The sequence below is a fragment of the Streptomyces sp. NPDC053560 genome (assembly GCF_044544605.1).
GTDB lineage: Bacteria > Actinomycetota > Actinomycetes > Streptomycetales > Streptomycetaceae > Streptomyces.
Genome location: NZ_JBITXI010000004.1, coordinates 355,116 through 378,295, shown reverse-complemented (window position 1 = coordinate 378,295; position 23,180 = coordinate 355,116). Strand labels below are relative to the sequence as shown.

21 protein-coding genes are annotated in these 23,180 nt (G+C 73.3%); 17 read left to right on the top strand and 4 right to left on the bottom strand.

The window, feature by feature from the left end:
* Nucleotides 1–34 precede the first annotated feature (34 nt).
* From ACIGQF_RS11475 to ACIGQF_RS11450, 6 genes are all read left to right on the top strand, one after another.
* Nucleotides 35–274 (top strand): hypothetical protein, encoded by a 240-nt coding sequence (locus tag ACIGQF_RS11475; RefSeq protein WP_030616609.1) that lies wholly within the window; start codon nt 35–37, stop codon nt 272–274.
* 21 nt (nt 275–295) lie between these two features.
* On the top strand, nt 296–1,663 hold the full coding sequence (locus ACIGQF_RS11470; protein ID WP_399708626.1) for an NYN domain-containing protein: 1,368 nt from the start codon (nt 296–298) through the stop codon (nt 1,661–1,663).
* Nucleotides 1,664–1,980: 317 nt separating this feature from the next.
* Nucleotides 1,981–3,009 (top strand): NlpC/P60 family protein, encoded by a 1,029-nt coding sequence (locus ACIGQF_RS11465; protein ID WP_399708183.1) that lies wholly within the window; start codon nt 1,981–1,983, stop codon nt 3,007–3,009.
* 258 nt (nt 3,010–3,267) lie between these two features.
* Complete coding sequence (locus tag ACIGQF_RS11460; RefSeq protein WP_399708182.1) at nt 3,268–4,311, top strand: NlpC/P60 family protein; 1,044 nt, start codon at nt 3,268–3,270, stop codon at nt 4,309–4,311.
* Nucleotides 4,312–4,410: 99 nt separating this feature from the next.
* A complete protein-coding gene (locus ACIGQF_RS11455) occupies nt 4,411–5,685 on the top strand; it encodes a hypothetical protein (protein ID WP_399708180.1) in 1,275 nt (424 codons plus the stop codon).
* Between the two features lie 75 nt (nt 5,686–5,760).
* Nucleotides 5,761–6,903 (top strand): glycosyltransferase family 4 protein, encoded by a 1,143-nt coding sequence (locus ACIGQF_RS11450; RefSeq protein ID WP_399708178.1) that lies wholly within the window; start codon nt 5,761–5,763, stop codon nt 6,901–6,903.
* Between the two features lie 75 nt (nt 6,904–6,978).
* On the opposite strand, the gene ACIGQF_RS11445 is transcribed toward ACIGQF_RS11450, so the two are convergent.
* A complete protein-coding gene (locus ACIGQF_RS11445) occupies nt 6,979–8,772 on the bottom strand; it encodes an AMP-dependent synthetase/ligase (protein WP_399708176.1) in 1,794 nt (597 codons plus the stop codon).
* 276 nt (nt 8,773–9,048) lie between these two features.
* Here ACIGQF_RS11445 and ACIGQF_RS11440 point away from each other — a divergent pair, with 276 nt between their 5' ends.
* The 6 genes from ACIGQF_RS11440 to ACIGQF_RS11415 all read left to right on the top strand — a co-directional run bounded on the left by ACIGQF_RS11440 (nt 9,049) and on the right by ACIGQF_RS11415 (nt 14,390).
* Nucleotides 9,049–9,798, top strand: coding sequence for a metallophosphoesterase (locus ACIGQF_RS11440; protein ID WP_399708623.1), 750 nt, complete (start codon nt 9,049–9,051; stop codon nt 9,796–9,798).
* A 198-nt stretch (nt 9,799–9,996) separates the two neighbouring features.
* Nucleotides 9,997–10,467: an SRPBCC family protein gene (locus tag ACIGQF_RS11435; RefSeq protein WP_399708174.1), complete on the top strand. Its 471-nt coding sequence runs from the start codon at nt 9,997–9,999 to the stop codon at nt 10,465–10,467.
* Nucleotides 10,467–11,666, top strand: coding sequence for an ArsA family ATPase (locus ACIGQF_RS11430; RefSeq protein WP_399708172.1), 1,200 nt, complete (start codon nt 10,467–10,469; stop codon nt 11,664–11,666). The genes ACIGQF_RS11435 and ACIGQF_RS11430 overlap by 1 nt, the downstream gene beginning before the upstream one ends.
* Before the next feature lie 139 nt (nt 11,667–11,805).
* Entirely contained in the window at nt 11,806–12,318 is a 513-nt protein-coding gene (locus ACIGQF_RS11425; protein WP_399708171.1) for a DUF5304 domain-containing protein, read from the top strand.
* 136 nt (nt 12,319–12,454) lie between these two features.
* Entirely contained in the window at nt 12,455–13,396 is a 942-nt protein-coding gene (locus ACIGQF_RS11420; RefSeq protein ID WP_399708169.1) for an ROK family glucokinase, read from the top strand.
* Nucleotides 13,397–13,595: 199 nt separating this feature from the next.
* Entirely contained in the window at nt 13,596–14,390 is a 795-nt protein-coding gene (locus ACIGQF_RS11415) for an endonuclease/exonuclease/phosphatase family protein (protein WP_399708620.1), read from the top strand.
* A gap of 30 nt (nt 14,391–14,420) precedes the next feature.
* Here the strand turns inward: ACIGQF_RS11415 and ACIGQF_RS11410 are convergent, their stop codons facing one another.
* Both ACIGQF_RS11410 and ACIGQF_RS11405 read right to left on the bottom strand, forming a co-directional pair.
* Nucleotides 14,421–15,155 (bottom strand): hypothetical protein, encoded by a 735-nt coding sequence (locus tag ACIGQF_RS11410; RefSeq protein ID WP_399708167.1) that lies wholly within the window; start codon nt 15,153–15,155, stop codon nt 14,421–14,423.
* Nucleotides 15,142–15,927 (bottom strand): alpha/beta hydrolase, encoded by a 786-nt coding sequence (locus ACIGQF_RS11405; RefSeq protein WP_399708165.1) that lies wholly within the window; start codon nt 15,925–15,927, stop codon nt 15,142–15,144. Before ACIGQF_RS11405 ends, ACIGQF_RS11410 begins: the two co-directional genes overlap by 14 nt.
* A 212-nt stretch (nt 15,928–16,139) precedes the next feature.
* On the opposite strand from ACIGQF_RS11405, the gene ACIGQF_RS11400 reads away from it, so the two are divergent.
* From ACIGQF_RS11400 to ACIGQF_RS11380, 5 genes are all read left to right on the top strand, one after another.
* Nucleotides 16,140–16,868, top strand: coding sequence for a lysophospholipid acyltransferase family protein (locus tag ACIGQF_RS11400; protein ID WP_361560927.1), 729 nt, complete (start codon nt 16,140–16,142; stop codon nt 16,866–16,868).
* A 123-nt stretch (nt 16,869–16,991) separates the two neighbouring features.
* On the top strand, nt 16,992–18,239 hold the full coding sequence (gene macS / locus ACIGQF_RS11395) for a MacS family sensor histidine kinase (protein ID WP_399708616.1): 1,248 nt from the start codon (nt 16,992–16,994) through the stop codon (nt 18,237–18,239).
* On the top strand, nt 18,236–18,907 hold the full coding sequence (locus ACIGQF_RS11390; protein WP_361560787.1) for a response regulator transcription factor: 672 nt from the start codon (nt 18,236–18,238) through the stop codon (nt 18,905–18,907). The genes macS and ACIGQF_RS11390 overlap by 4 nt, the downstream gene beginning before the upstream one ends.
* A gap of 168 nt (nt 18,908–19,075) precedes the next feature.
* Entirely contained in the window at nt 19,076–20,104 is a 1,029-nt protein-coding gene (locus ACIGQF_RS11385) for a 6-phosphofructokinase (RefSeq protein ID WP_399708164.1), read from the top strand.
* A gap of 127 nt (nt 20,105–20,231) precedes the next feature.
* Complete coding sequence (locus ACIGQF_RS11380; protein WP_399708162.1) at nt 20,232–21,248, top strand: 2-hydroxyacid dehydrogenase; 1,017 nt, start codon at nt 20,232–20,234, stop codon at nt 21,246–21,248.
* On the opposite strand, the gene ACIGQF_RS11375 is transcribed toward ACIGQF_RS11380, so the two are convergent.
* Entirely contained in the window at nt 21,214–23,145 is a 1,932-nt protein-coding gene (locus ACIGQF_RS11375) for an anthranilate synthase family protein (RefSeq protein ID WP_399708161.1), read from the bottom strand. The two genes, ACIGQF_RS11380 and ACIGQF_RS11375, sit on opposite strands and share 35 nt — an antisense overlap.
* Nucleotides 23,146–23,180 lie beyond the last annotated feature (35 nt).

The window sequence follows — 23,180 nt, the reverse complement described above, 5'->3', positions numbered from 1 at the left end:
CAACCGCACGAGCTTGACGAAAGAGGACGACACAATGGCTGTTCCCCTGCCGACGGCCGAAACCCGGTGGCGCTGCACCCTGTGCGGCAACCTCACGCGTTTCGACGTCACCCGCCGGTCCAAGGTGGTGGAGTACGTCCACCTCGACCTGGCCGGTGAGCCCAAGGTCGAGGAGCGCGAGGTGCTCAGTGAGAGCATCGAGTCCGTCCGCTGCCGCTGGTGCAACGCGGTCGACCAGATCGAGCTGGTGGACCGGCCCGGCGCGGACGCCTGAGATCGGAGCGGTGCAGCAGTGGTGGAGCGTCCAGCGGGGTATGAGGGGGAAGAGCGCGACCCGGAGGCCGGTGCGGCCGACGAAGTGCTCGACCGGCCCCTGCCCGAGGGCGTGCGGCGCCGTGTCGTGGCGCTCACCGCGGAGTCCTTCGGCGGCCTGACGGTCGCCGAACTTCCGCCGCCGCTGCGCCAGTACGCGCGGTTCACGCCGTCCCGGCGGCTGAAGTTCGCGGGCAACGCCATGGCCGCCGCGCTGGAGAGCGACCCGGTCTTCCGGCAACGGATCGCGGCCCGGCTCCGCGAGACCCAGCAGGAGCTGGCCGACGCCCTCCAGCAGGGCACCCCGCCCGCCGCCGCCGACCCGCAGGATGTCGCGGCGGCGGCGTACGTGCTGCGCCCGCCGGGCTGGGCGAAGCTGGTCGCCGCGGCGGGCGAGGAGGTCCGGCGCGCCGACGAGCAGCGGGCCGACGAGGAGACCGAGCGGGAGCTCGCCCGGCTGCGGGAGGAGCTGGCCGAGGCGCGGGCGGCGTCCCGCGCCGAGGCCGACAAGGCCAGAGGCGACCTCGAAGCGGCCCGCAAGGAGAACGACGTACTCCAGCGCAAGCTGCGCAGCGCGCTCAGCGACGTCAAGCGCGCCCAGGCCGCGGCGCGCAAGGCGGACGCCGAGACCGAGTCGCTGCGCTCGGCGGCGGCCACGGAGAAGGCGGCCACCGACAGTGAGACGCGGCGGCTGAAGGCCCGGGTCGCGGAGGCGGAGGCGGCGCTCGAAGCCGGCCGCCGCGCCGCGCGCGAGGGGCGCAGTGTGGAGGACATGCGCCTGCGACTGCTCCTGGACACCGTGCTGGACGCGGCCCAGGGGCTGCGCAGAGAGCTGGCGCTGCCGCCCGCCAACGTCCACCCCGCCGACACCGTGGACGCGGTGGAGCCGGGCCGGATGACACCGAAGGACGTCGCCACCCGCGCGCTGTCCGAGACGGACCCGGCGCTGCTCGACCAGCTCCTGGCGCTGCCGCAGGCCCACCTGGTGGTGGACGGCTACAACGTCACCAAGACCGGCTATCCGACGATGCCGCTCGACAAGCAGCGGCTGCGGCTGCTGGGCGGACTGGCCGTGCTCGCCGCACAGACCGGCGCGGAGATGACGTGTGTCTTCGACGGCGCGGAGCTTGCCGCGCCGGTACTCCTCGCCCCACCTCGGGGCGTTCGGGTTCTTTTCAGCAAACCGGGCGTAACGGCCGATGAGTTGATTCGTCAGCTCGTACGTGCCGAACCGCCCGGCCGTCCGGTCGTGGTGGTCTCCACCGACCGCGAAGTGGCCGACGGAGTGGCGAAGGCGGGAGCCCGTCCCGTCGCATCCGCCCTGCTCCTCAAGCGACTTGCCCGTACCTGAAGGCGTGCGGACCCTCCCGCGCGCCGTGTGGGATAGAACACTCCGGCTGCATTTCGCCGGTGCCTGAGCGTCAATTCCCAGCTACGCGCGGTGCGCTATTGGTAAAGGATGCTCGTGTGGCCAAGTTTTTTCCCGTGAAGATTTGAAGCGATCACAACTCGGTTACTAAGGTCAGGCCTCGAACCTTCATGCAGTTGATCATCCAACCGGGATGAACAGTGAAGGAACCGCCGAGTCCGCAGCGTTCACGCGGAGCCGGGGAGCCCAGTCCCCCCATCAACCCGGTAGGCGGCTGAAGGAAGAAGGAGCTCGCCTCCGTGGCGTCCCACCGTCGACCCAAGCAGCCGAGCCGCACTCGCGTCACCGTGTTCACCGCGACCGCAGCGGCGGCCGTCGCTCTCTCCTCCCAGGCCGGGTCCGCCCAGGCCGCCCCGAAGCCGACCAAGGAAGAAGTCAAGTCCAAGGTCGACAAGCTCTACGAAGAGGCCGAGGCGGCCACCGAGAAGTACAACGGGGTCAAGGAGGACCAGCAGGAGCTGCAGAAGGAGGTCGACCGCCTCCAGGACAAGGTCGCCCGCGGCCAGGAGGAGCTGAACTCGCTCCGCAAGGGCATCGGGGCCGTGGCGTCGGGCCAGTACCGCAGCGGCAGCATCGACCCCTCGGTGCAGCTCTTCCTCTCCGGCGACCCGGACACCTACCTGGAAAAGGCCTCCACGCTCGACCAGTTGAGCGGTAAGCAGGCGTCGCAGCTGAAGGTCATCGCGGACAAGCAGCGCACCCTGTCGCAGGAGCGCGAAGAGGCCGCCGGCAAGATCAAGGACCTCTCCGACACCCGCAAGGCGCTGGGCGACAAGAAGGACGAGATCCAGGGCAAGCTCGCCAAGGCGCAGGAGCTGCTCAACACCCTCACCGCCAAGGAGCGCGAGGCCCTAGAGGCCAAGGAGGAGCGCGCCAACCGCGCCAACAGCCGGGTCGACCTCGGCACCGCCGTCCCCAGCTCGCAGCGGGCCGCCGCGGCCCTCGCCGCCGCAAAGACGAAGATCGGATCGCCCTACGTCTGGGGCGCCACCGGCCCCTCCTCGTTCGACTGCTCGGGCCTGACCCAGTGGGCGTACCAGCAGGCGGGACAGTCGCTGCCGCGCACCTCGCAGGAGCAGGCGACCGCCGGCACCCAGATCGGCCGCGGCCAGCTCAAGCCCGGCGACCTGGTCATGTTCTACGACGACCTGCACCACATCGGCCTGTACGCGGGCAACGGCCAGGTGCTGCACGCGCCCAAGCCCGGTGCCGCGGTGCGCTTCGAGCCGATGGACAACATGCCCTTCATGTACGGCGTCCGCGTCTGACGCCGGCTGACCGCGGCCGGGCCCGACACGCCGAGGGCATCCGGACGCGCCGCCCGATCGGGGGAATTGCGGCAGCCGCCGCTGACTTATCGCCTCGCCGGTGACCTGCGGAGTCACCGGCGAGGCGCTTTTTTGTGCGGGCTCCGAGGTCTTTGGCCGGGGTGTACCGCCGCGATTACTGTCTGCCCTCGCAGTCGCCGGTCAACGACCGCCCGCCCCGGGCGGCAGGGGCTGCACGGGAAGGGAGTGCGGCCTCACGTGGCGTCCCACCGCCGTTCCTCGCCGTCCGGTCCGCAGGGCCCGGCACGGATCACGCTGATGTCGGCCGCAGCGGCGGCCACCGCCGCCGCGCTGACCGCGGTCCCCGCGACCGCCGACCCCGGCACCGGCCGGGCCGCCGGGCGCGCGGAACTCACCGCACGCGTCGACGCGCTCTACGCCCAGGCCGAGCGGGCCACCGAGAAGTACAACGGCGCCAAGGAGCGCACCGCCGAACTGCACGAGCAGGTGGGCGTGCTCCAAGACCGCACGGCCCGCGCCCAGGAACGGGTGAACCGGCTGCGCGACCGGCTCGGCGCCATGGCCGCCGCCCAGTACCGCGCGGGCGGCGTGGATCCCTCGCTCGCCCTGATGCTCTCCGCCCGGCCGGCGGACTACCTCGACAAGGCGCAGACGCTCAGCCGGCTCGGCACCGCCCAGGCGAGTCGGCTCAACCGGCTGGTGGACGCCGAGCGGGTGCTGAACCGGCAACGCCGCGCCGCCGCCGGCCGGCTGACGCGGCTGGAGGAGGCGCGCCGGGCCGTCGCCCGCCACAAGGACGCGGTCGAGCACAAGCTCGCGGCCGCCAAGCGGCTGCTCGACGCGCTGCCCGAACGGGACCGGGCGGCGTACTCGCGTGCCTCGCGCGGTGACCGGCCCGGCTCCCTCCCGGAGCTGACCGAACTGGCGGGCGCCTCCGGCCGCTCCTCGCTGGCGGTGGCCGCCGCGCGGTCCGCGGTCGGCGCCCCGTACGTCTGGGGCGCGTCCGGGCCGCGCTCCTTCGACTGCTCCGGGCTGATGCAGTGGGCGTACGCCAGGGCCGGCGTCTCGCTGCCCCGCACGTCGCAGCAGCAGCGGTCCGCCGGGCGGCAGGTGCCGCTCTCCCAGGCCCGCCCCGGCGACCTGGTCATCTACCGCTCCGACGCCAGCCACGTCGGGATGTACGTGGGCAACGGCCAGGTCGTCCACGCCCCGCACCCGGGAGCCCAGGTGCGGTACGACCCGGTCGGGATGATGCCGGTGTCCGGGGTGACCCGGGTCTGACCGCGGGCGCGGGCGCGTGGCCGCGCGCCGGGCGCACGATCCGGTGACCAGCGGCCGGATGTTGCCCGTCCGCATCCGCTCACGCATACGATTTGCCGCGTGGCGGAAAAGCGGCGGCCGTACCGGCGGCACACGGCGGCGACCTGGACGGCGGGCGGTCTGGCCGGGCTGCTGACGGCACTGACGGGCTGCGGGGGCCCGGCGACCGAGCGGACCGGCCCCGCGGCCGTCCAGCGCGTGCTGGACGCCCGCGCGGCCGCCGTCCGCGACCGGGACGCCGACGCCTTCCTCGCGTCCGTCGACCCGGCCGCCGACGGATTCCGCGACCGGCAGCGGCGGATGTTCGCGAGCCTGCGCGGCGTGCCGCTCGCCGACTGGCGCTACCGCGTCGTACGGACCGGCGCCTTCCCGCTCCCCGCGGCGGCCGGCGGCGGCCCGCGGATCGCCGTCGAGGCCCGGCTGAGCTACCGCCTCGCGGGGTACGACACCGCGCCGGTCGGCGCCGTCCAGTACCTCACCCTCACCCGGCGCGACGGCCACTGGCGGATCAGTTCGGACTCCGACGGCGCGGCCGACGGCAAGCGGACGGCCCGCCAGCTGTGGGACCAGGGCCGGGTACAGGTCGTGCGCGGCGACCACAGCCTGGTGCTGGGCACGGGACAGACCGGGGCCAGGCTGCGCGAACTGGCCCGGCGCGCGGACGACGCGGTGCCGGCCGTCGCCGACGCCTGGCCTGGGCGCTGGTCGCGCGAGGTGGTGGTCGAGGCGCCGGACTCGGTGCGCGGCATGGCCGAACTGCTGGGCTCCCCGGACGACTCCGCGTACGAGGGGATAGCGGCCGTCACCACGGGCGAGGCGGGCGCCTCGAACCGGGCCCCGGCGGACCGGGTGATCGTGAACCCGCGCGCCTACGGGGAGCTGAGCGGTCTCGGCCGGCGGATCGTCCTCACCCACGAGACGGCCCATGTCGCCACCCGCACCACGACGACGGCCGAGACTCCGCTGTGGCTCTCCGAGGGGTTCGCCGACTGGACCGCGTACCGCACCGCGCAGCGCACGCCGCGGGCCGCCGCGCCCGAACTGACCCGCGCGGTGGCCGCGGGCCGGCTGCCGGACCGGCTGCCGACCGCGGCGGACTTCGGCTTCGACGCGGGTGCCGACCGGCTGAACCGCGCGTACGAGGGCGGCTGGCTGGCCTGCCGCATGATCGCCGACACGTGGGGCGAGGGCCGCCTGGTCTCCTTCTACCGGGCGGTGGGCACGGCGCCGAACGGCCCGGGGGCCCTGGACCGCGCGCTCCGCGAGGAACTGCACCTCTCGGCGGCGCAGTTCACCGAGCGCTGGCGTACGTACGTGGCCCGTGTCCTGGGCTGACCACCGGACGACCGGCCGGCGCGACCGCGTACCTGGGCCGTGTCGCCGGGTGGGTACGCGCTACTGTCGGCCCCGATGGACAAGACCCTGATCGTCACGAACGACTTCCCGCCCCGTCCCGGTGGCATCCAGGCCTTTCTGCACAGCATGGCGCTGCGGCTCGACCCGGAGCAGGTCGTCGTCTACGCGTCGACCTGGAAGCGCACCCCGGAGGGCATCGCGGCCACGGCGGCCTTCGACGCCGAGCAGCCGTACCCCGTCGTCCGGGACCGCACCACGATGCTGCTGCCCACCCCGCGGGTGACCCGGCGCGCCGTCGACCTGCTGCGGGAACACGGCTGTACGTCGGTGTGGTTCGGCGCGGCGGCGCCGCTCGGCCTGATGGCGCCCGCGCTGCGCAAGGCGGGCGCGCGCCGGATCGTGGCCACCACGCACGGCCACGAGGCGGGCTGGGCGCAGCTGCCGGGCGCGCGCGAACTGCTGCGGCGGATCGGCGAGGGCACCGACACGATCACCTACCTCGGCGAGTACACCCGCTCCCGGATCGCGCGGGCGCTGACCCCCGCGGCCGCCGGCCGCATGGTGCAGCTGCCGCCCGGCGTGGACGAGAAGACCTTCCATCCCGGCTCGGGCGGCGACGACGTCCGCACCCGTCTCGGGCTGGCCGACCGCCCGGTCGTGGTGTGCGTGTCCCGGCTCGTCCCGCGCAAGGGCCAGGACACCCTGATCGAGGCCCTGCCGCGGATCCGGGCCGAGGTCCCGGACGCGGCCCTGCTGATCGTCGGCGGCGGCCCGTACGAGAAGGACCTGCGCGCGCTCGCCGAGGCCCGCGGTGTCGGGGACGCCGTGCACTTCACCGGTGCCGTCCCGTGGGAGGAGCTGCCCGCGCACTACGGCGCCGGCGACGTCTTCGCGATGCCCTGCCGCACCCGGCGCGGCGGCCTGGACGTGGAGGGGCTGGGCATCGTCTACCTGGAGGCGTCCGCCACCGGCCTGCCGGTCGTCGCGGGCGACTCCGGCGGCGCCCCGGACGCGGTCCTGGACGGCGAGACCGGCTGGGTGGTGCCCGGCGGCTCCCCGGCGGCCGCGGCCGACCGCATCGTCCCGCTCCTCCAGGACCCCGCGCTGCGCCGCCGCATGGGCGAGCGCGGCCGCGCCTGGGTCGAGGAGAAGTGGCGCTGGGACCTTCTCGCGGAACGCCTGCGCACCCTGCTCTGACGGCCCTCGCGGCCGCACGAAGCCGGCCGGGCCCCTCTCCGGGGGCCCGGCCGGCTTTATGTCGTGCGGGAGCGCTCAGCCACGGTACAGGGCCTCGATGTCCTCGGCGAAGTCCTTGGCGACGACGTTGCGCTTGAGCTTCAGGGACGGGGTGACATGGCCCGACTCCTCGGTGAACTGGGTCGGCAGGACGCGGAACCTGCGGACCGACTCGGCGCGCGAGACCGCCGCGTTGCCGTCGTCCACCGCGCGCTGGACCGCCGCCAGCAGCTCCGGGTCCTGGGCGAGCTCCTCGGGGCCCTTGCCCACCTTGCCGTGCTCGGTCGCCCAGCGCGGCAGGAACTCCTCGTCGAGCGTGATCAGCGCGCCGACGAAGGGACGGCCGTCGCCGACGACCATGCACTCGGCCACCAGCGCGTGCGCCCGGATGCGGTCCTCGATGACGGCGGGAGCGACGTTCTTGCCGCCGGCCGTCACCAGGATCTCCTTCTTGCGCCCGGTGATGGCGAGGTAGCCGTCCTCGTCCAGGGTGCCGAGGTCACCGGTGTGGAACCAGCCGTCGGAGAGCGCGTCGGCGGTGGCCTGCTCGTTGTTCCAGTACGTCGTGAAGAGGTGCTCGCCGTGCAGCAGGACCTCGCCGTCGTCGGCGATCCGGACGACCGAGCCGGGCAGCGGCTGGCCGACCGTACCGATCTTCTGCCGGTCCCAGGGGTTGAAGGCGGTCGCCGCGCAGGACTCGGTGAGGCCGTAGCCCTCCAGGACGGTGAAGCCGATGCCGCGGTAGAAGTGGCCCAGCCGCTCGCCCAGCGGCGCGCCGCCGGAGATCGCGTGCGTGGCGCGGCCGCCGAGGACGGACCGCAGCTTGCTGTAGACGACCCGGTCGAACACCTTGTGCTTCAGCCGCAGGGCCATCGAGGGGCCGGCCGGGGTGTCCTGCGCGCGGCTGTAGGCGATCGCGGTGTCCGCGGCCTTGTCGAAGATCTTGCCCTTGCCGTCGGCCTGCGCCTTGGCCCGCGCCGTGTTGTAGACCTTCTCGAAGACGCGCGGCACGCCGAGCACCATCGTCGGCCGGAACGCGGCCAGTTCGTCGGTGAGGTGCTTGATGTCCGCGACGTGCCCGAGCTTGATGGGGGCCATCACGGAGGCGACCTCGACCAGCCGCCCGAAGACGTGCGCGACCGGGAGGAAGAGGAGGACCGAGGAGTCGCCGGTACGGAAGAGGGGGCGCAGCCGCTCGACGATGTTGCCGCACTCGGCGAAGAACGCCCGGTGGCTGAGTACACAGCCCTTGGGGCGGCCCGTCGTGCCGGAGGTGTAGACGATGGTCGCGGGGGAGTCGGCGTCGGCGAGGGCGCTGCGCGCCTCCACCTCGTCGTCGGAGAGCCCGTCGCCCGCGGCGTGCAGCCGGGCTATCGCGTCCCGCTCGATCTGCCAGATGTTGGCCAGCCCCGGCAGCCGGTCGCGCACCGACTCCACCGCGGCCTCGTGCCCGGGTGTCTCGACCACGCAGGCCACCGCGCCGGAGTCGCCCAGGATCCACTGGATCTGCTCGGGCGAACTGGTCTCGTAGACGGGGACGGTGACGCCGCCCGCGCTCCAGATGGCGAAGTCCAGCAGCGTCCACTCGTACCGCGTGCGGGACATCAGGCCGATGCGGTCGCCCGGCTGGACGCCGGAGGCGATGAGCCCCTTCGCCACGGCGCGCACCTCGGCGAGGAAAGCGGCGGCGGTGACGTCCTGCCACCGGCCGGCGACCTTGCGGCCGATGACGGCGACATCGGGGTGCTGCGCGGCATTCCGGCGGATGAGATCCGTCAGATTGCCGTCCGCGGGGACCTCGTAAAGGGCCGGAAGGCTGAACTCGCGCAAGACTGCTGCTCCTCGGTGGCCGCCGGCGTCACCACGCGGTGCGTCAGGCCGGCTGCGGTCCATGATCAGGCAGGGGGGATTGGACTGCCCGGACGTTACCCATCGGTATGCCTTCGGGGATAGGGGGTCCCGCCCAGATGTTTTATGCGTCACACATGCCGGGACGGCTCACGCGCAGCGTAGTCGAGGCCTCCGGTGACTCGGAAGTAACCGCAGGTCGGCGGGGTCTCCCGGCACCGGCCTCCGGGGCCTAATCTGAGTCGTATGCGCGTACATGTGGTCAGTGACGTACACGGCAACGCCCGGGACCTCGCCGCCGCCGGGGAGGGGGCGGACGCCCTGGTCTGCCTCGGCGACCTGGTCCTCTTCCTGGACTACGCCGACCACTCGCGCGGCATCTTCCCCGACCTCTTCGGCACCGAGAACGCCGACCGGCTGGTCGAGCTGCGCACGGCCCGCCGCTTCGAGGAGGCCCGTGAGCTGGGGCGGAGCCTGTGGGACGGGATGGACAAGAACGCCGCCATCGAAGGCGCGGTGCGCAAGCAGTACGCCGAGATGTTCGCCGCGTTCCCCACTCCTACGTACGCCACCTACGGCAATGTCGATCTGCCCCGTCTTTGGCCGGAGTTCGCCGGTCCCGGCACCACCGTCCTGGACGGCGAGCGGGTGGAGATGGGCGGCCGGGTCTTCGGCTTCGTGGGCGGCGGCCTGCGCACCGCGATGCGCACCCCCTTCGAGATCAGCGACGAGGAGTACGCCGCCAAGATCGAGGCCGTCGGCGAGGTGGACGTGCTGTGCACCCACATCCCGCCGGACGTCGCCGATCTCTGCTACGACACCGTCGCCCGCCGCTTCGAACGCGGCAGCCGCGCCCTCCTCGAAGCCATCCACCGCACCCGGCCGCGCTACTCCCTCTTCGGTCACGTCCATCAGCCGCTCACCCGGCGGATGCGGATCGGTCGGACGGAGTGCATCAATGTCGGGCATTTCAACGCCACTGGGACGCCGTTCGCGCTGGAGTGGTGACCCCCCGGCGCCCGCCGGTACCCACCGCGCCCGCCGGCACCCGTGCCGTCCCGCCCCGCGCCCCCGGCCCGCGGGTCGGAGCGGCCCCGCCCGCGCGGTAGCCTTCAGCAGCAGGGTCGGCCCCGGTTCCCGCACCGTCGGGCCCCGGCCCCCACGAGTCGGCGTACCGGCATGAATCGGCATGGAGGAGTCACGGCGATGGCCGAACACACCAGCTCTAGCATCACGATCAAGGCGGCACCCGCCGATGTGATGGGAGTGATCGCCGACTTCGACCGCTATCCGGAATGGACCGGAGAGGTCAAGCAGGCCGAGGTGCTGGAGAAGGACGACCAGGGCCGCGCCCGGCAGGTCCGGCTGGTGCTGGACGCCGGCGCGATCAAGGACGACCACACCCTCGCCTACACCTGGACCGGCGAGCACGAGGTCAGCTGGTCGCTCGTGAAGTCCCAGATGCTGCGCGCCCTGGACGGCTCCTACCGCCTCGCGCCGCAGGACGGCGGAGCGCGTACGGAGGTCACGTACCAGCTCACCGTCGACGTCAAGATCCCGATGCTCGGCATGATCAAGCGCAAGGCCGAGAAGGTCATCATCGACCGCGCGCTCGCCGGCCTGAAGAACCGTGTCGAGGGCGGCGCCGCGGGCTCCGACGAGGCCGCGCGTCCCTGATGACACGTACGGTCCTCGTCACCGGTCCCGGCGGCGCGGGCCGCACCACCGTCGCCGCCGCCACCGCCCTCGCGGCGGCCCGGCGGCAGCGGCGCACCCTCTTCCTCACCCTGGAGAGCGGCGCCCCCGAAGCGCTGCTCGGCACGTCGCTCTCCGGTGGTCCCGTCGAAGCGGCGCCCGGCCTCACGGCCGCCAGGGTCGACACCGCCGAGCACTTCCGCCGCGAGTTCCTGGCCTTCCAGGACCGCGCCGCCGCCGCACTCGACCTGCTCGGCGCGACCCCGCTGGACGAGGACGAGCTCACCGAGCTGCCCGGCGCGGAGATCTTCGCGCTGCTGCACGCGCTGCGCGCCGCCCACGAAACCGGCGGCTGGGACCTGATCGTCGTCGACCTGCCGCCCGCCGACCGGGCCGTCCGGCTGCTGGCCCTGCCCGAGCAGGCACGCCGCGGGCTGGGCCGGCTGCTGCCCGTCGAACGCCAGGCCGCCCGCGCGCTCCGCCCGGTGCTCGCGCAGCTCGCCGGGGTGCCGATGCCCGCGCAGAAGGTGTACGAGACCGCCGCGCGCTGGGAACAGGAACTGGCCGCGGTCCAGGCCGTCATCGAGGCCCCGGGCACGACCGTCCGGCTGGTCGCCGAGCCGGGTTCGACGGGCGCCGCCGGCCTGCGCGCCGCCCGCGCTGGCCTGGCCCTCTTCGGCCACCGGCTGGACGCCGTGGTCGCCAACCGGCTGCTGCCCGTGGGCTCCGCCGACCCCTTCCTGGCCGGGCTCTCCGGCCGGCAGCAGGTCGCGCTCAAGGCGCTGCGGGAGGACTTCGCCGGGGTACCGGTGCACGAGGTGCCGCACCTGGGCCGCGATCCGCAGGGCCCGGAGGACCTGGCCGCGCTGCTCGACGTATCGTCGGACGGGAGCGCGGACGCGGGGGAGAGCGCCGCGGCGGACACCGCGGGGACCGTGGAGGACCGCCTCGCCGAGGACGGGCTGCTGATCTGGCGGCTGCCGCTGCCCGGTGCCACCCGCGAAGCGCTCGGCCTGGTCCGCCGCGGCGACGAACTGATCGTCACCGTCGGCCCGTTCCGGCGCATCCGCACGCTCCCCTCCGTACTGCGCCGCTGCACCGTCTCCGGTGCCGGGCTGCGCGACGGGGCGCTGCACGTCCGCTTCACCCCCGACCCGGACCTGTGGCCCCGCGAGCGGTGACCCGGGGCGCGCGGCCGTGCCGTGCGCGGCCCGTACGTACGGAATCCGTGCAGGTCCGGGCTGAGGGGCGTGCGGGTACCGCCATTCCGGTAACGTCGAAAGTGCCCGCCCTCCGACGTACCGCCGCCAGGAGCCCGTCATGACCGATGACACCGAGCGCCCCGCCGACCACACCTCCCGGACGGACGACGACGCCTGGGAGCAGGCCTGCGCCGAGGACCTGGCAGGGGAGCGCGCCCGCCGCCGCGCCGAGTACGGCCGGCAGCCCGGCAGCGCCGCCGAGGAGCTGCGCAAGCTCGCCGAGGCGGTCGGCGACCGGATCGCGGGCATCCAGCTGCCCGGCGCGGTCGGCGGCATGGCCGCCAAGGGCGCGGTCAACCACCTCATCCAGCAGGCCAGGGCCGCCGTCGAGCCGGTCGTCGAGCGCAACCCCGAGGTCTTCGACCACCTCGCTGCGGCCGGCTCCGAGCTGCTCGCCGCCTACCGCTCCGCCGTCGAGGCGGGCGAGCGCCGCTGGACCCGCGACGCCGCCGACGGCCGGGACGCCACGGCCCGCGGTCCGCACGCGGACACCGCCGAGGGCTCCGACGGCGGGCGCGACGACGACGGCCCGGCGGGCACGTCCGGCAGCGAGCGCATCGACCTCGACTAGGGCCGCCCCGGGGCGAGCCCGCCGGGCCGCCTCCGGTGCGTGAGGTGCCCGGCTGATGATCCATCGGCCTCCGGTCGCCCCCCGGCTCCGGTACGGTTGTCCGTTGGCGGGGTTCGACCGGAAAACTGAGGGACACATGGGACTCACCATCGGCGTCGACATCGGCGGCACGAAGATCGCGGCCGGCGTGGTCGACGAAGAGGGCACGATCCTTGAGACGTGCAAGGTGCCGACCCCGCCGACCTCCGAGGCACTGACCGAGGCCATCGCCGACGCGGTCCGCACCGTCGGGGCCGACCACCAGGTGGAGGCCGTGGGCATCGGCGCCGCCGGCTACGTCGACGAGAAGCGCGCCACGGTGCTCTTCGCCCCGAACATCAACTGGCGCCACGAGCCGCTCAAGGACAACGTCGAGCAGCGCGTCGGCCTGCCCGTCGTCGTGGAGAACGACGCCAACGCCGCGGCCTGGGGCGAGTACAAGTTCGGCGCGGGCCAGGGGCACAGCGACGTCATCTGCATCACGCTCGGCACCGGCCTCGGCGGCGGCATCATCATCGGCAACAAGCTGCGCCGCGGCCGCTTCGGCGTCGCCGCCGAGTTCGGCCACATCCGGGTCGTGCCCGACGGCCTGCTGTGCGGCTGCGGCAGCCAGGGCTGCTGGGAGCAGTACGCTTCCGGGCGCGCTCTGCTCCGGTACGCACGGCAGCGCGCCTTCGCCACCCCGGAGAACGCCGGGATCCTGCTCGGCCTGGGCGACGGCACCTCCGAGGGCATCGAGGGCCGGCACGTCAGCGAGGCCGCCCGGCAGGGCTGCCCCGTCGCCGTCGACTCCTTCCGTGAACTGGCCCGCTGGGCCGGCGCGGGCCTGGCCGACCTCGCCTCGCTCTTCGACCCCTCCGCCTTCATCGTGGGCGGCGGCGTCTCCGACGAGGGCGAGCTGGTCCTGGACCCGATCCGCAAGTCCTTCCGCCGCTGGCTGGTCGGCAACCAGTGGCGGCCGCACGCGCAGGTCCTCGCGGCCCAGCTCGGCGGCAAGGCCGGCCTCGTCGGCGCGGCCGACCTGGCCCGCCAGGGCTAGGGGCGCGCCTCCTTGCGCCTGAACCGGCGCCGCTGTCGCGGAGGCGGCCGGGCGCTGTGGGGGTTGCTCGATTGATGGTTGCGGTGGTGGGTTCTGCCCGTTGCGTCTTCTCGGACGTGGCGGGCATTGCCTTAGTCTGTGGCCGCATGTGCCCGCGTGACGTCCCGGAGTCCGGCGAGAGGATCTTGGCGCCTTGAGCATGTTTCCCGAGTCCCGCACCGAGTCCGACGGGTCGGCCGTCGTCCGGGTGCTCAGCTACAACATCCGCTCCATGCGGGACGACCGGGCGGCGCTCGCCAGGGTCATCAGGGCATGCGCTCCCGACGTCGCGCTCATCCAGGAGGCGCCGCGCTTCTTCCGCTGGCGGAAGGCCGCCGCGGCCCTGGCCCGGGAGTCGGGGCTGGTGTACGCCACCGGCGGCGCTACGGCCTGCGGCCCGATGATCCTCACCTCGCTCCGCGCCCACGTGGAGCGCGCCGAGGACGTCCTGCTCCCCAAGACCCCCGGCCTGCACCGGCGCGGCTTCGCGACGGCGGTGCTGCGGTTCGGCGGGACGGCTACGGAGGAGCCTTCGCCGGAGGCGGCGGCCGGGCGGCGTCCCGGCGCCCGGCTCGGGGTGCTCAGCGCCCACCTGAGCCTGAGCGCGGCGGAGCGGTACGAGCAGGCGGGGCTGCTCCTGGAGCGGCTCGCGCTGCTGGACGCGCCGCACGCGGTGGCCGGCGGCGACATCAACGACCGGCCGAAGGGACGCAGCTTCCGGCGGCTGGCCGGGGCGCTGACGGACGCCTGGGAGGCCGCGCCGTGGGGCGGTGAGTACACCTCGACCCCGCACGACCCGCACCAGCGCATCGACGGGGTGTTCACCACCCCGGGCGTGGCGGTCCTGGGCTGCGGCGTACCGATCGACCTGCCGGGCGTCGAGGAGGCCGACCTGCTGGCGGCCTCCGATCATCTGCCGGTGCTGGCGGCGCTGCGGGTGCCGGCCGCTTCCTGAGCGGCCGGCCGCGGGCGGCGCCCGGCGTCCTCAGACGACCGCGCCGCCCCCGGGCCGGGGGTCCTCGTCGTCATCGTCCTTCATCCGGGCGACGAGCGTCACGAAGCCGCCCAGGAAACCGCCGATGCCCAGCGTGGTGATCCACCACGTCACCGGCTGCTGGAAGACCAGTACCAGGATGAGCAGCAGCGGCCCGCCGAGCAGCGCGATCCACGCGAACTTGGTCGTCACGTCGGCCTGCGGCAGCGGCGGCGGCTCGGGCGGGGTGAAGTGCCCCTCGTCGTCCTCGTCGAGGTCGTCGTCGGAGGGCTCGGCGGCCGACCAGTCGCGCGGACCGACGCCCGGCGCGAACACGACGAAGCTGCCGGGCCGGTCGCCGGAGCCGCCGGGCCGGTCGGCTCCACCGCTCTCCGGCCGCTCGGCGGGCGGTGCGTCACCCGCGGCCTCCCCGGCGTCCGGCCGCGCCTCGGCCGTCGTCTCCCGCCCGGCTGCCGCGCCCTTCTCCGGCTCCGTGCCCAGGGGCCCGTCCGGCTTGTCCAGCGGGCCCTTTTCCACCGGGCCCTTCTCCAGTCCCAGCTCCTTCTCCCAGTTGGCCAGGCCTTTCTCCAGGTCCAGGTCGGTCACCGGGCGCTCCGGCTCTCCGGAGACCGGCGCGGACGGCCGGTCCTCCGGCGCGGGAAAGGCCGGCTCCTCGCCGTAGGAGGCCACGATCTCGGCCCAGGCGGCGTCCTCGTCGAGAGGATCGCGCGGGTCACGCTCCACCACTGGTGGTCGTCCCCTCCCCCTTCACGACCGGTGCAAGGCGGGCGATGAAGTCGTAGGTGTCCTCGAAGATCTGCTCCGCGTCGTGGTCCAGGGTCGCGACGTGGTAGCTGCGTTCCAGCAGCTTCTGCCGCAGGTCCTTGGACGAGACCCGGCTCATGATGCGTTCGGAGTCGGCCGGCGGCACGACGTGGTCCTGCGGGCTGGTCATCACCAGCAGCGGCTGGGTGACCTGCGGCAGCTCGGCGTCGACCAGCCGGAAGAACTGCCGTACGGAGTGCGCGGCGTGCAGTGGGACCCGGTCGTAGCCGGTCTCCATCGCGTTCGCCTGGCAGATGTCGCTGGTCAGGCCCTTGGTGGTGCGGACGAGGTGGCGCAGTACCGGCAGCAGCGGGGCGGCCGCGTCGTGCACCTTGTTCGCGGGGTTGACCACGACCATGCCGCTGATCGCGTCGCCGTGCCGCGCGGCGAGCCGCAAGGTGAGGGCGCCACCCATCGACAGACCGCAGACGAACACCTGGTCGCAGCGGGCGGTCAGCGCGCGCAGCTCGCGGTCGACCTCCGCGTACCAGTCCTGCCAGGTGGTGATCTGGAGGTCCTGCCAGCGGGTGCCGTGGCCGGGCAGCAGCGGCAGCGAGACGGTGAGCCCGCGGGCCGCGAGGTACTCGGCCCAGGGGCGGACGGACTGCGGGGAGCCGGTGAAGCCGTGGCAGACGAGGACACCGACCTGACCGCCTTCATGGCGGAACGGCTCGGCCCCGGGAAGGAGCGGCACCGGAGGACTCCGTTCGGTAAAGGGGAAGCGCCGGCCTGCGGCGAGAGCTGGTAACTGCAGGGTACGCAAAGCTCAGCCGCCCGGATAGGTCCGCAGGGGAGGGTGTGCCGTGCGGCGGGGCGGCGGCGTCGCGCACGGTGAGGGCGCGTGCCGCCCCGCGGGTTAAGGTCTTTGCGTCGGACACAGAAGGAGTGGCGTTGATCTACGGCGCAATGAAGTTTTCCATCGGCGGATCGCTGAAGCTCGCGTTCCGTCCCTGGGTGGAGGGCTTGGAGAACATCCCCGCCGAGGGCCCCGCGATCCTGGCGAGCAACCACCTGTCGTTCTCGGACTCCTTCTTCCTGCCCGCGGTGCTCGACCGGAAGGTCACCTTCATCGCCAAGGCCGAGTACTTCACCTCGCCCGGCGTCAAGGGCAAGCTGACGGCCGCGTTCTTCAAGGGCGTCGGCCAGCTGCCGGTGGACCGCTCCGGCGGCCGCGGTGCCGGTGAGGCGGCGATCAAGAGCGGTATCGAGGTGCTGGAGCGCGGCGAGCTGTTCGGGATCTACCCCGAGGGCACCCGCTCGCCCGACGGCCGGCTCTACCGCGGCAAGCCCGGCGGCCTGGCCCGGGTGGCGCTGGCCACCGGCGCGCCGGTGATCCCCGTGGCGATGATCGACACGGAGAAGGTGCAGCCGCCCGGCAAGGTCGTGCCGAAGATGATCCGGCCCGGCATCCGGATCGGGAAGCCGCTGGACTTCAGCCGGTACCACGGCATGGAGGGCGACCGCTTCATCCTGCGGTCGGTCACCGACGAGGTCATGTACGAGATCATGAAGCTGTCCGGCCAGGAGTACGTGGACATCTACGCGACCGCGGCCAAGCGGCAGATCGCCGACGCCGCCAAGAAGCAGGCCGAGGCGGAGAAGGCGGCGAAGAAGTCCGGGCCCGGCGGCCAGTAGCCCGGCGAGGGGGGCCAGATGACATCGGAGGACCGGATACCCGCTGTGGTGGGGCCGGCGAGCACGGCGGCGGCCACGGAGCAGGCGGCCAGGGGGCGGCCCGGGCAGCCCCGGGTGCTGCGGATGTCCGTCGAACTCCCGCTGTGGCGGGCGCTGACGGGGTACCGCGTGCTCACCCTGGTCTACGCCGTGGCGATCTTCTCGCTCAACTACACCGAGTACGCGCACCCGTTGGGCGGCGCCGCGTACATGGCCGCGCTCACCGTATGGATGGTGCTGACCTGGCGCTGCACCACCTCCGCCGAGCGCTGCACCCGCCGTTTCCTCCTCGGCGACCTCGCCTTCGCGGTCACCGGCATCCTGCTGACCCCGCTCGTCGACACCCATGCGCGGGTGGCGGGCGGCGCGCCCACGCTGCCGTCGATATGGACGGCCGGCGCCGCGCTGGGCTTCGCGATCAAGGGCGGCTGGCGCTGGGCGGCGGGCGCCTCCTCGGTGGTGGCGGTCGCCAACCTCGTGGAGCGCCAGGAGTTCGCCCGGGACACCGTCCACAACGTGCTGCTGGTGTGGGTGGCGAGCGTGGCGATCGGTTACGTCGTCGAGGTGGCCAGGGCGAGTGAGCGCACCCTCGCGCGCGCCCTGCAGATCGAGGCGGCCACCCGTGAACGCGAGCGGCTGGCCCGCGACATCCACGACAGCGTGCTCCAGGTGCTCGCGATGGTGCAGCGGCGCGGTGCCGCGCTCGGCGGCGAGGCCGCGGAGCTGGGCCGGATGGCGGGCGAGCAGGAGGTCGCGCTGCGCACGCTGGTCTCCAGCGGCCTGGTGCCCGCGCAGCGGCCCGTGCCGCCCCCGGGCGGGGCGGCCGCGGCGCACGAGGACGGCGAGGCCGACGGGCCCTCGTACGGCGACAACTGCGTGCCCGAGGGGGAGGAGTTCTCGGACGAGCCCTGCGACGTGCGGGCGCTGCTCGCGCCGCACGCGGGCGCCGGGGTGACCTTCTCCGAGCCGGGCGCCCCGGTGCTGCTCCCGGCGTCCCGTGCCGCGGACCTGGCCGCGGCTGTCAGTGCCGCGTTGGACAATGTGCGGGTGCACGCGGGGGACGGGGCCCACGCGTGGATCCTGGTCGAGGACGAGCCGGAGGCAGTGATCGTGACGGTGCGGGACGACGGTCCCGGCATCCCGGAGGGCCGGCTCGCCGACGCCGAGCGCGAGGGCCGGCTCGGGGTCGCGCTGTCCATCCGCGGACGGCTGCGGGACCTCGGCGGCAGCGCCGAGTGGATCTCCGTCCCGGGCCAGGGCACGGAAGTGGAGCTGACGGTGCCCAAGGGCGGTACGCCCGGGGGCGGACGACGGGGGGAGGCAGGCGTATGAGCGAGCCGCAGGGCGTGAAGGTCATGGTGGTCGACGACCATCCGATGTGGCGGGACGCGGTGGCCAGGGACCTCGCCGAGGCCGGGTTCGAGGTGGTCGCGACCGCGGGCGACGGCCCGCAGGCGGTCCGCAGGGCCCGGGCCGCGGCCCCCGACGTGCTGGTCCTGGACCTCAACCTCCCCGGCCTGCCCGGCGTCGAGGTCTGCCGCGAACTGGTCGGCGGCAACCCCCGGCTGCGGGTCCTGGTGCTGTCCGCGAGCGGTGAGCACGCGGACGTCCTGGAGGCCGTGAAGTCCGGCGCGACGGGCTATCTGGTGAAGTCCGCGAGCACGGCGGAGCTGATCGAGGCGGTCCGCTCCACCGCCGACGGCGACCCGGTGTTCACGCCCGGCCTGGCCGGGCTGGTGCTGGGGGAGTACCGCAGGCTGGCGACCGAGCCGGCCCCGGCCACCGCGGACGAGCCCGGCGCGCCGCAGCTCACCGACCGCGAGACCGAGGTGCTGCGCCTCGTCGCCAAGGGGCTGTCGTACAAGCAGATCGCCGAGCGGCTGGTCATCTCGCACCGCACGGTGCAGAACCACGTCCAGAACACCCTCGGCAAGCTCCAGCTGCACAACAGGGTGGAGCTGGTCCGGTACGCGATAGAGCGCGGCCTGGACACGCCCTGACGGCGGAGCGGTGGCCTGCGCCGTTTCGGGAAACGCTCGTACGAGTGAACGGCAGTGCGCCAACACCCCCGAAAATCACCGGAATCCGCCCCTCGCCCCTCTCCTGAGTGACCTGGATCACCATTAGCGTGACCCGCGTCGGTCCATCACGGGTGAAGGGAAGTAGCGATGCGGGTCGGAGTGCTTACCGGTGGCGGCGACTGCCCCGGTCTGAACGCGGTCATCCGGGCGGTGGTCCGCAAGGGCACCCAGGAGTACGAGTACGACTTCGTGGGCTTCCGGGACGGCTGGCGCGGGCCCATGGAGAGCGACACGGTGCCGCTGGACATCCCCGCGGTGCGCGGCATCCTCCCCCGCGGCGGCACGATCCTGGGATCCTCGCGCACCAATCCGTTCAAGCAGGACGACGGGGTCCGGCGGATCCGGGAGAACCTCGCCAAGAACGAGGTCGACGCGCTGATCGCGATCGGCGGTGAGGACACCCTCGGCGTCGCCGCGCGCCTGTCGGACGAGCACGGCGTGCCCTGCGTGGGCGTCCCCAAGACCATCGACAACGACCTCTCGGCCACCGACTACACCTTCGGTTTCGACACCGCCGTGGGCGTGGCCACCGAGGCCATCGACCGGCTGCACACCACCGCCGAGTCGCACATGCGGGTCCTCGTCGTGGAGGTCATGGGGCGGCACGCGGGCTGGATCGCGCTCCACTCCGGCCTGGCCGGCGGCGCCAATGTGATCCTCATCCCCGAGCAGCGGTTCGACATCGACCAGGTCTGCGACTGGGTCGAGTCCCGCTTCAAGGTCCGCTACGCGCCCATCGTGGTCGTCGCCGAGGGCGCCATGCCCAAGGACGGACAGATGGTCCTGAAGGACGACTCCACCGACTCCTTCGGGCACGTCCGGCTCTCGGGCGTGGGGGAGTGGCTGTCCAAGGAGATCGAGCGGCGCACGGGCAAGGAGGCGCGCACGACCGTACTGGGCCACACCCAGCGCGGCGGCACGCCCAGCGCCTTCGACCGCTGGCTGGCCACCCGCTTCGGGCTGCACGCCATCGACGCCGTGCGCGACGGCGACTTCGGGAAGATGGTCGCGCTGCGCGGCACGGACATCGTCCGGGTGCCGATCTCCGAGGCCACCGCGAAGCTGAAGACGGTGGACCCGAAGCTGTACTCCGAGGCCGGGGTCTTCTTCGGCTGACAGCTGACGCGGCGGGCGCGCGCCGGTGGCGGCGCGCCGCCCGTCCCGTACGGCAGGGCCGGGCGATGGGCCGTATATTCGGCCCATCGCCACAAGATGCCCAATACGGGAAGCCGTAGGAGTAAGCGTGGAAATCCTGGCATTCGGCGTGCAGGTCGATGAGCGCCCGCTGCTGGAGCGGGCCTTCGACGGCCGGCACCAGATCCGCAGCCTGGACGTCTTCCTCAACGGCGACACCGCACCCATCGCGGCCCGCTACGAGATCGTCAGCACCGCCGTCAACGACGAGCTGAACGCCGACGTGCTCCAGGAGCTCGCCGTGGGCGGCACGAAGATGATCGCCCAGCGTTCCACCGGCTACAACAACATCGACCTGCGGGCCGCCGCCGACCTCGGCCTCACCGTCGCCCGGGTGTCCTCCTACTCCCCGTACTCCGTCGCCGAGTTCGCCTGGGGGCTCGCGCTGGCGGTGAACCGGCGGATCGTACGCGCCGCCAACCGCACCCGGAACTTCGACTTCCGGCTGGACGGCCTGATGGGCCGCGACCTGCGCGGCCGTACCGTGGGCGTGGTCGGCACCGGCAAGATCGGCGAGGCGTTCACCCGTATCGCGCACGGCTTCGGCATGCGGCTGCTCGGCTGGGACATCGCCGAGAACCCGGCCTGCACCGAGCTGGGCATGACGTACGTGGACCGGGAGCGGCTGTTCGCCGAGTCCGACCTGATCAGCCTGCACGTCCCTCTGCTGGCGGACACCCGGCACCTCGTCGACGCCAAGGCGCTGGCGATGATGAAGGACGACGCGCTACTGATCAACTCCAGCCGCGGCGGCCTCGTGGACACCGCGGCCCTCGTGGAGACGCTCAAGGCCGGCCGGCTCCTCGGTGTCGGGCTGGACGTCTACGAGGAGGAGGCCGGGCTCTTCTTCTTCGACAAGTCGCTCGAAGTCGTCGAGGACGACACCCTCGCCCGCCTGATGACCTTCGGAAACGTGCTGGTCACCTCGCATCAGGCGTACTTCACCGAGGACGCGGTCGGCCAGATCGTCGACACCACTGTCGCCAATGTCGAGGACTATCTGGCCGGCCGCGCGGGCGGCAATTTCCTCGTCACACCAGGACAGCGGCCAGCAGCTGGGAGATGAGCGCGGCCCCGTCCAGGGTCAGCACCGACTCCGGGTGGAACTGGACGCCCGCGAAACCCGGGCCGCGCAGCGCGTGCACGTCCCCGCTCTCCGGGTCCCGGCTCAGCTCCACCCGGTGCATGGCCAGCTCCTCGACGGTCGTCTCGTCGCAGCGCGCGGTGAAGGTGTTGTAGAAACCGACCGTCTCCTCGCGTCCGAAGAAGTCGATCCGCTCCTGCGCCCCCTGGAACGGCACGTCCTTCCGGACGATCTCCAGGCCGAGCACGGCAGCGATCAGCTCGTGCCCCAGGCAGACCCCGAGAAGGGCCGGGCCCGAAGGGCCTCGATGAGGGGTGGTGGTCGGGCGACGGGCGGGCCCGTGCTTGTGCTCCCGCAGCAGCTCGGCCGCCAGCCCCCGCAGCGCCCGCATCTTCGGGTCGGCCGCGTCGGAGGGGTTGCCGGGCCCCGGGCCCAGCACGATGGGCCCCTCGTGCGCCAGCGCGGTCTCCCGCAGCCCCGGCTCGTCGTACCGCCGTACCGTCACCTCCAGCCCCGAGGTGCGCAGCAGGTGCGCCAGCATCGCGGTGAAGGTGTCCTCGGCGTCGATCACCAGCGCGTGGCCCTCCAGCGCCGCGGTCGGCGCGGTGGTCTGCATCCGCAGCCAGAACGGCGCGAGATCGGCGCGGCGCGCGTCCAGCGCGGCCCGCACCCGCGGGTCCTCGGCCAGCCGCGGCGGCTCGGCGGCGGTGCGGCGGGCCGGTGCCTCCCGCACGCCCAGCGCGGTGAGCACCCCGGCGGCCTTGGCGTGCGTCTCGGCCACCTCGCTCGCCGGGTCCGAGCCGCGCACCAGCGTCGCGCCGACCGCCACCCGCAGCTCCCCGCCCGCGTCGATGTCCGCGGTACGGATCAGGATCGGCGAGTCCAGCGTCTGGGCGCCGACCTCCCCTTCCCGCCCACCGCTCCCGGCGTTCCGCCCGATCAGCGCCAGCGCGCCCGCGTAGTAGCCGCGCCCGCCGGGCTCGTACCGCTCGATGACCCGGCAGGCGTTCTGCACGGGCGAGCCGGTGACGGTGGCCGCGAACATCGTCTCCTTGAGCACTTCGCGCACGTCCAGGGAGGACCGGCCGCGCAGCTCGTACTCGGTGTGCGCGAGGTGCGCCATCTCCTTCAGGCGCGGGCCGATCACCACGCCGCCCATGTCGCCGACCGTGCACATCATCTTGAGCTCCTCGTCGACGACCATCGAGAGCTCCTCGATCTCCTTGCCGTCGGCGAGGAAGTCCAGCAGGTCGTCGGCGGTGGGGCCGCCGGCCGGGTAGCGGTAGGTGCCGCTGATCGGGTTCATGACCACGGTCCCGCCGCTCATCCGCACGTGCACCTCGGGGCTGGCGCCCACCAGGGTGCGCTCGCCGGTGTGCACCACGAAGGTCCAGTACGCGCCGCGCTCCGTGGTCAGCAGCCGCCGGAAGAGGGCGAGCGCGTCGGCCCGTCCGAAGTCCGGGATCCCGCCCCGGAACGTCCGCCGGATGACGAAGTTCGCGCCCTCGCCCTGGCCGATCTCCTCGTCCAGCACCCGCCCGACGATCCCGGCGTACTCCTCGTCCGTCACGTCGAAGTCGCCGTCCGTGACCGCCACCGCGTGGTCGGGGAGCTGTGCCAGCGCGTCGGAGAGCGGCAGCTCGTACCGCTCCTCGGGGACCAGTGCGGCCAGCGGCGTGCCGTCGTCGCGCACGTCGAAGCCGCGCTCCCGGATCTGCCGGAAGGGCACCATGGCCAGGCCCTCGGGGAGGTCGGCGAGCCGTTCGTACGTGGCGACCGGGCCGATCAGCACCTCGACCGTGTCGTGGTCGCGGCCGGGGGTGCGGCGGCGCAGCAGCGCGAAGGGCCGGTCGTCGGCGAGCAGCTCGGCAAGGTGCATGATCTCGTCCTTCTCACTCAGGGGGCTGGGGGAGA

Excerpts from the sequence above, each read along its gene's own strand:
- ACIGQF_RS11475 (WP_030616609.1), top strand. The coding sequence starts at position 35 with ATGGCTGTTCCCCTGCCGACGGCCGAAACCCGGTGGCGCTGCACCCTG.
- ACIGQF_RS11450 (WP_399708178.1), top strand. The coding sequence starts at position 5,761 with ATGGACAAGACCCTGATCGTCACGAACGACTTCCCGCCCCGTCCCGGT.
- ACIGQF_RS11435 (WP_399708174.1), top strand. The coding sequence starts at position 9,997 with ATGGCCGAACACACCAGCTCTAGCATCACGATCAAGGCGGCACCCGCC.
- ACIGQF_RS11430 (WP_399708172.1), top strand. The coding sequence starts at position 10,467 with ATGACACGTACGGTCCTCGTCACCGGTCCCGGCGGCGCGGGCCGCACC.
- ACIGQF_RS11425 (WP_399708171.1), top strand. The coding sequence starts at position 11,806 with ATGACCGATGACACCGAGCGCCCCGCCGACCACACCTCCCGGACGGAC.
- ACIGQF_RS11420 (WP_399708169.1), top strand. The coding sequence starts at position 12,455 with ATGGGACTCACCATCGGCGTCGACATCGGCGGCACGAAGATCGCGGCC.
- ACIGQF_RS11415 (WP_399708620.1), top strand. The coding sequence starts at position 13,596 with ATGTTTCCCGAGTCCCGCACCGAGTCCGACGGGTCGGCCGTCGTCCGG.
- ACIGQF_RS11400 (WP_361560927.1), top strand. The coding sequence starts at position 16,140 with ATGAAGTTTTCCATCGGCGGATCGCTGAAGCTCGCGTTCCGTCCCTGG.
- macS (WP_399708616.1), top strand. The coding sequence starts at position 16,992 with ATGTCCGTCGAACTCCCGCTGTGGCGGGCGCTGACGGGGTACCGCGTG.
- ACIGQF_RS11390 (WP_361560787.1), top strand. The coding sequence starts at position 18,236 with ATGAGCGAGCCGCAGGGCGTGAAGGTCATGGTGGTCGACGACCATCCG.
- ACIGQF_RS11385 (WP_399708164.1), top strand. The coding sequence starts at position 19,076 with ATGCGGGTCGGAGTGCTTACCGGTGGCGGCGACTGCCCCGGTCTGAAC.
- ACIGQF_RS11375 (WP_399708161.1), bottom strand. The coding sequence starts at position 23,145 with ATGCACCTTGCCGAGCTGCTCGCCGACGACCGGCCCTTCGCGCTGCTG.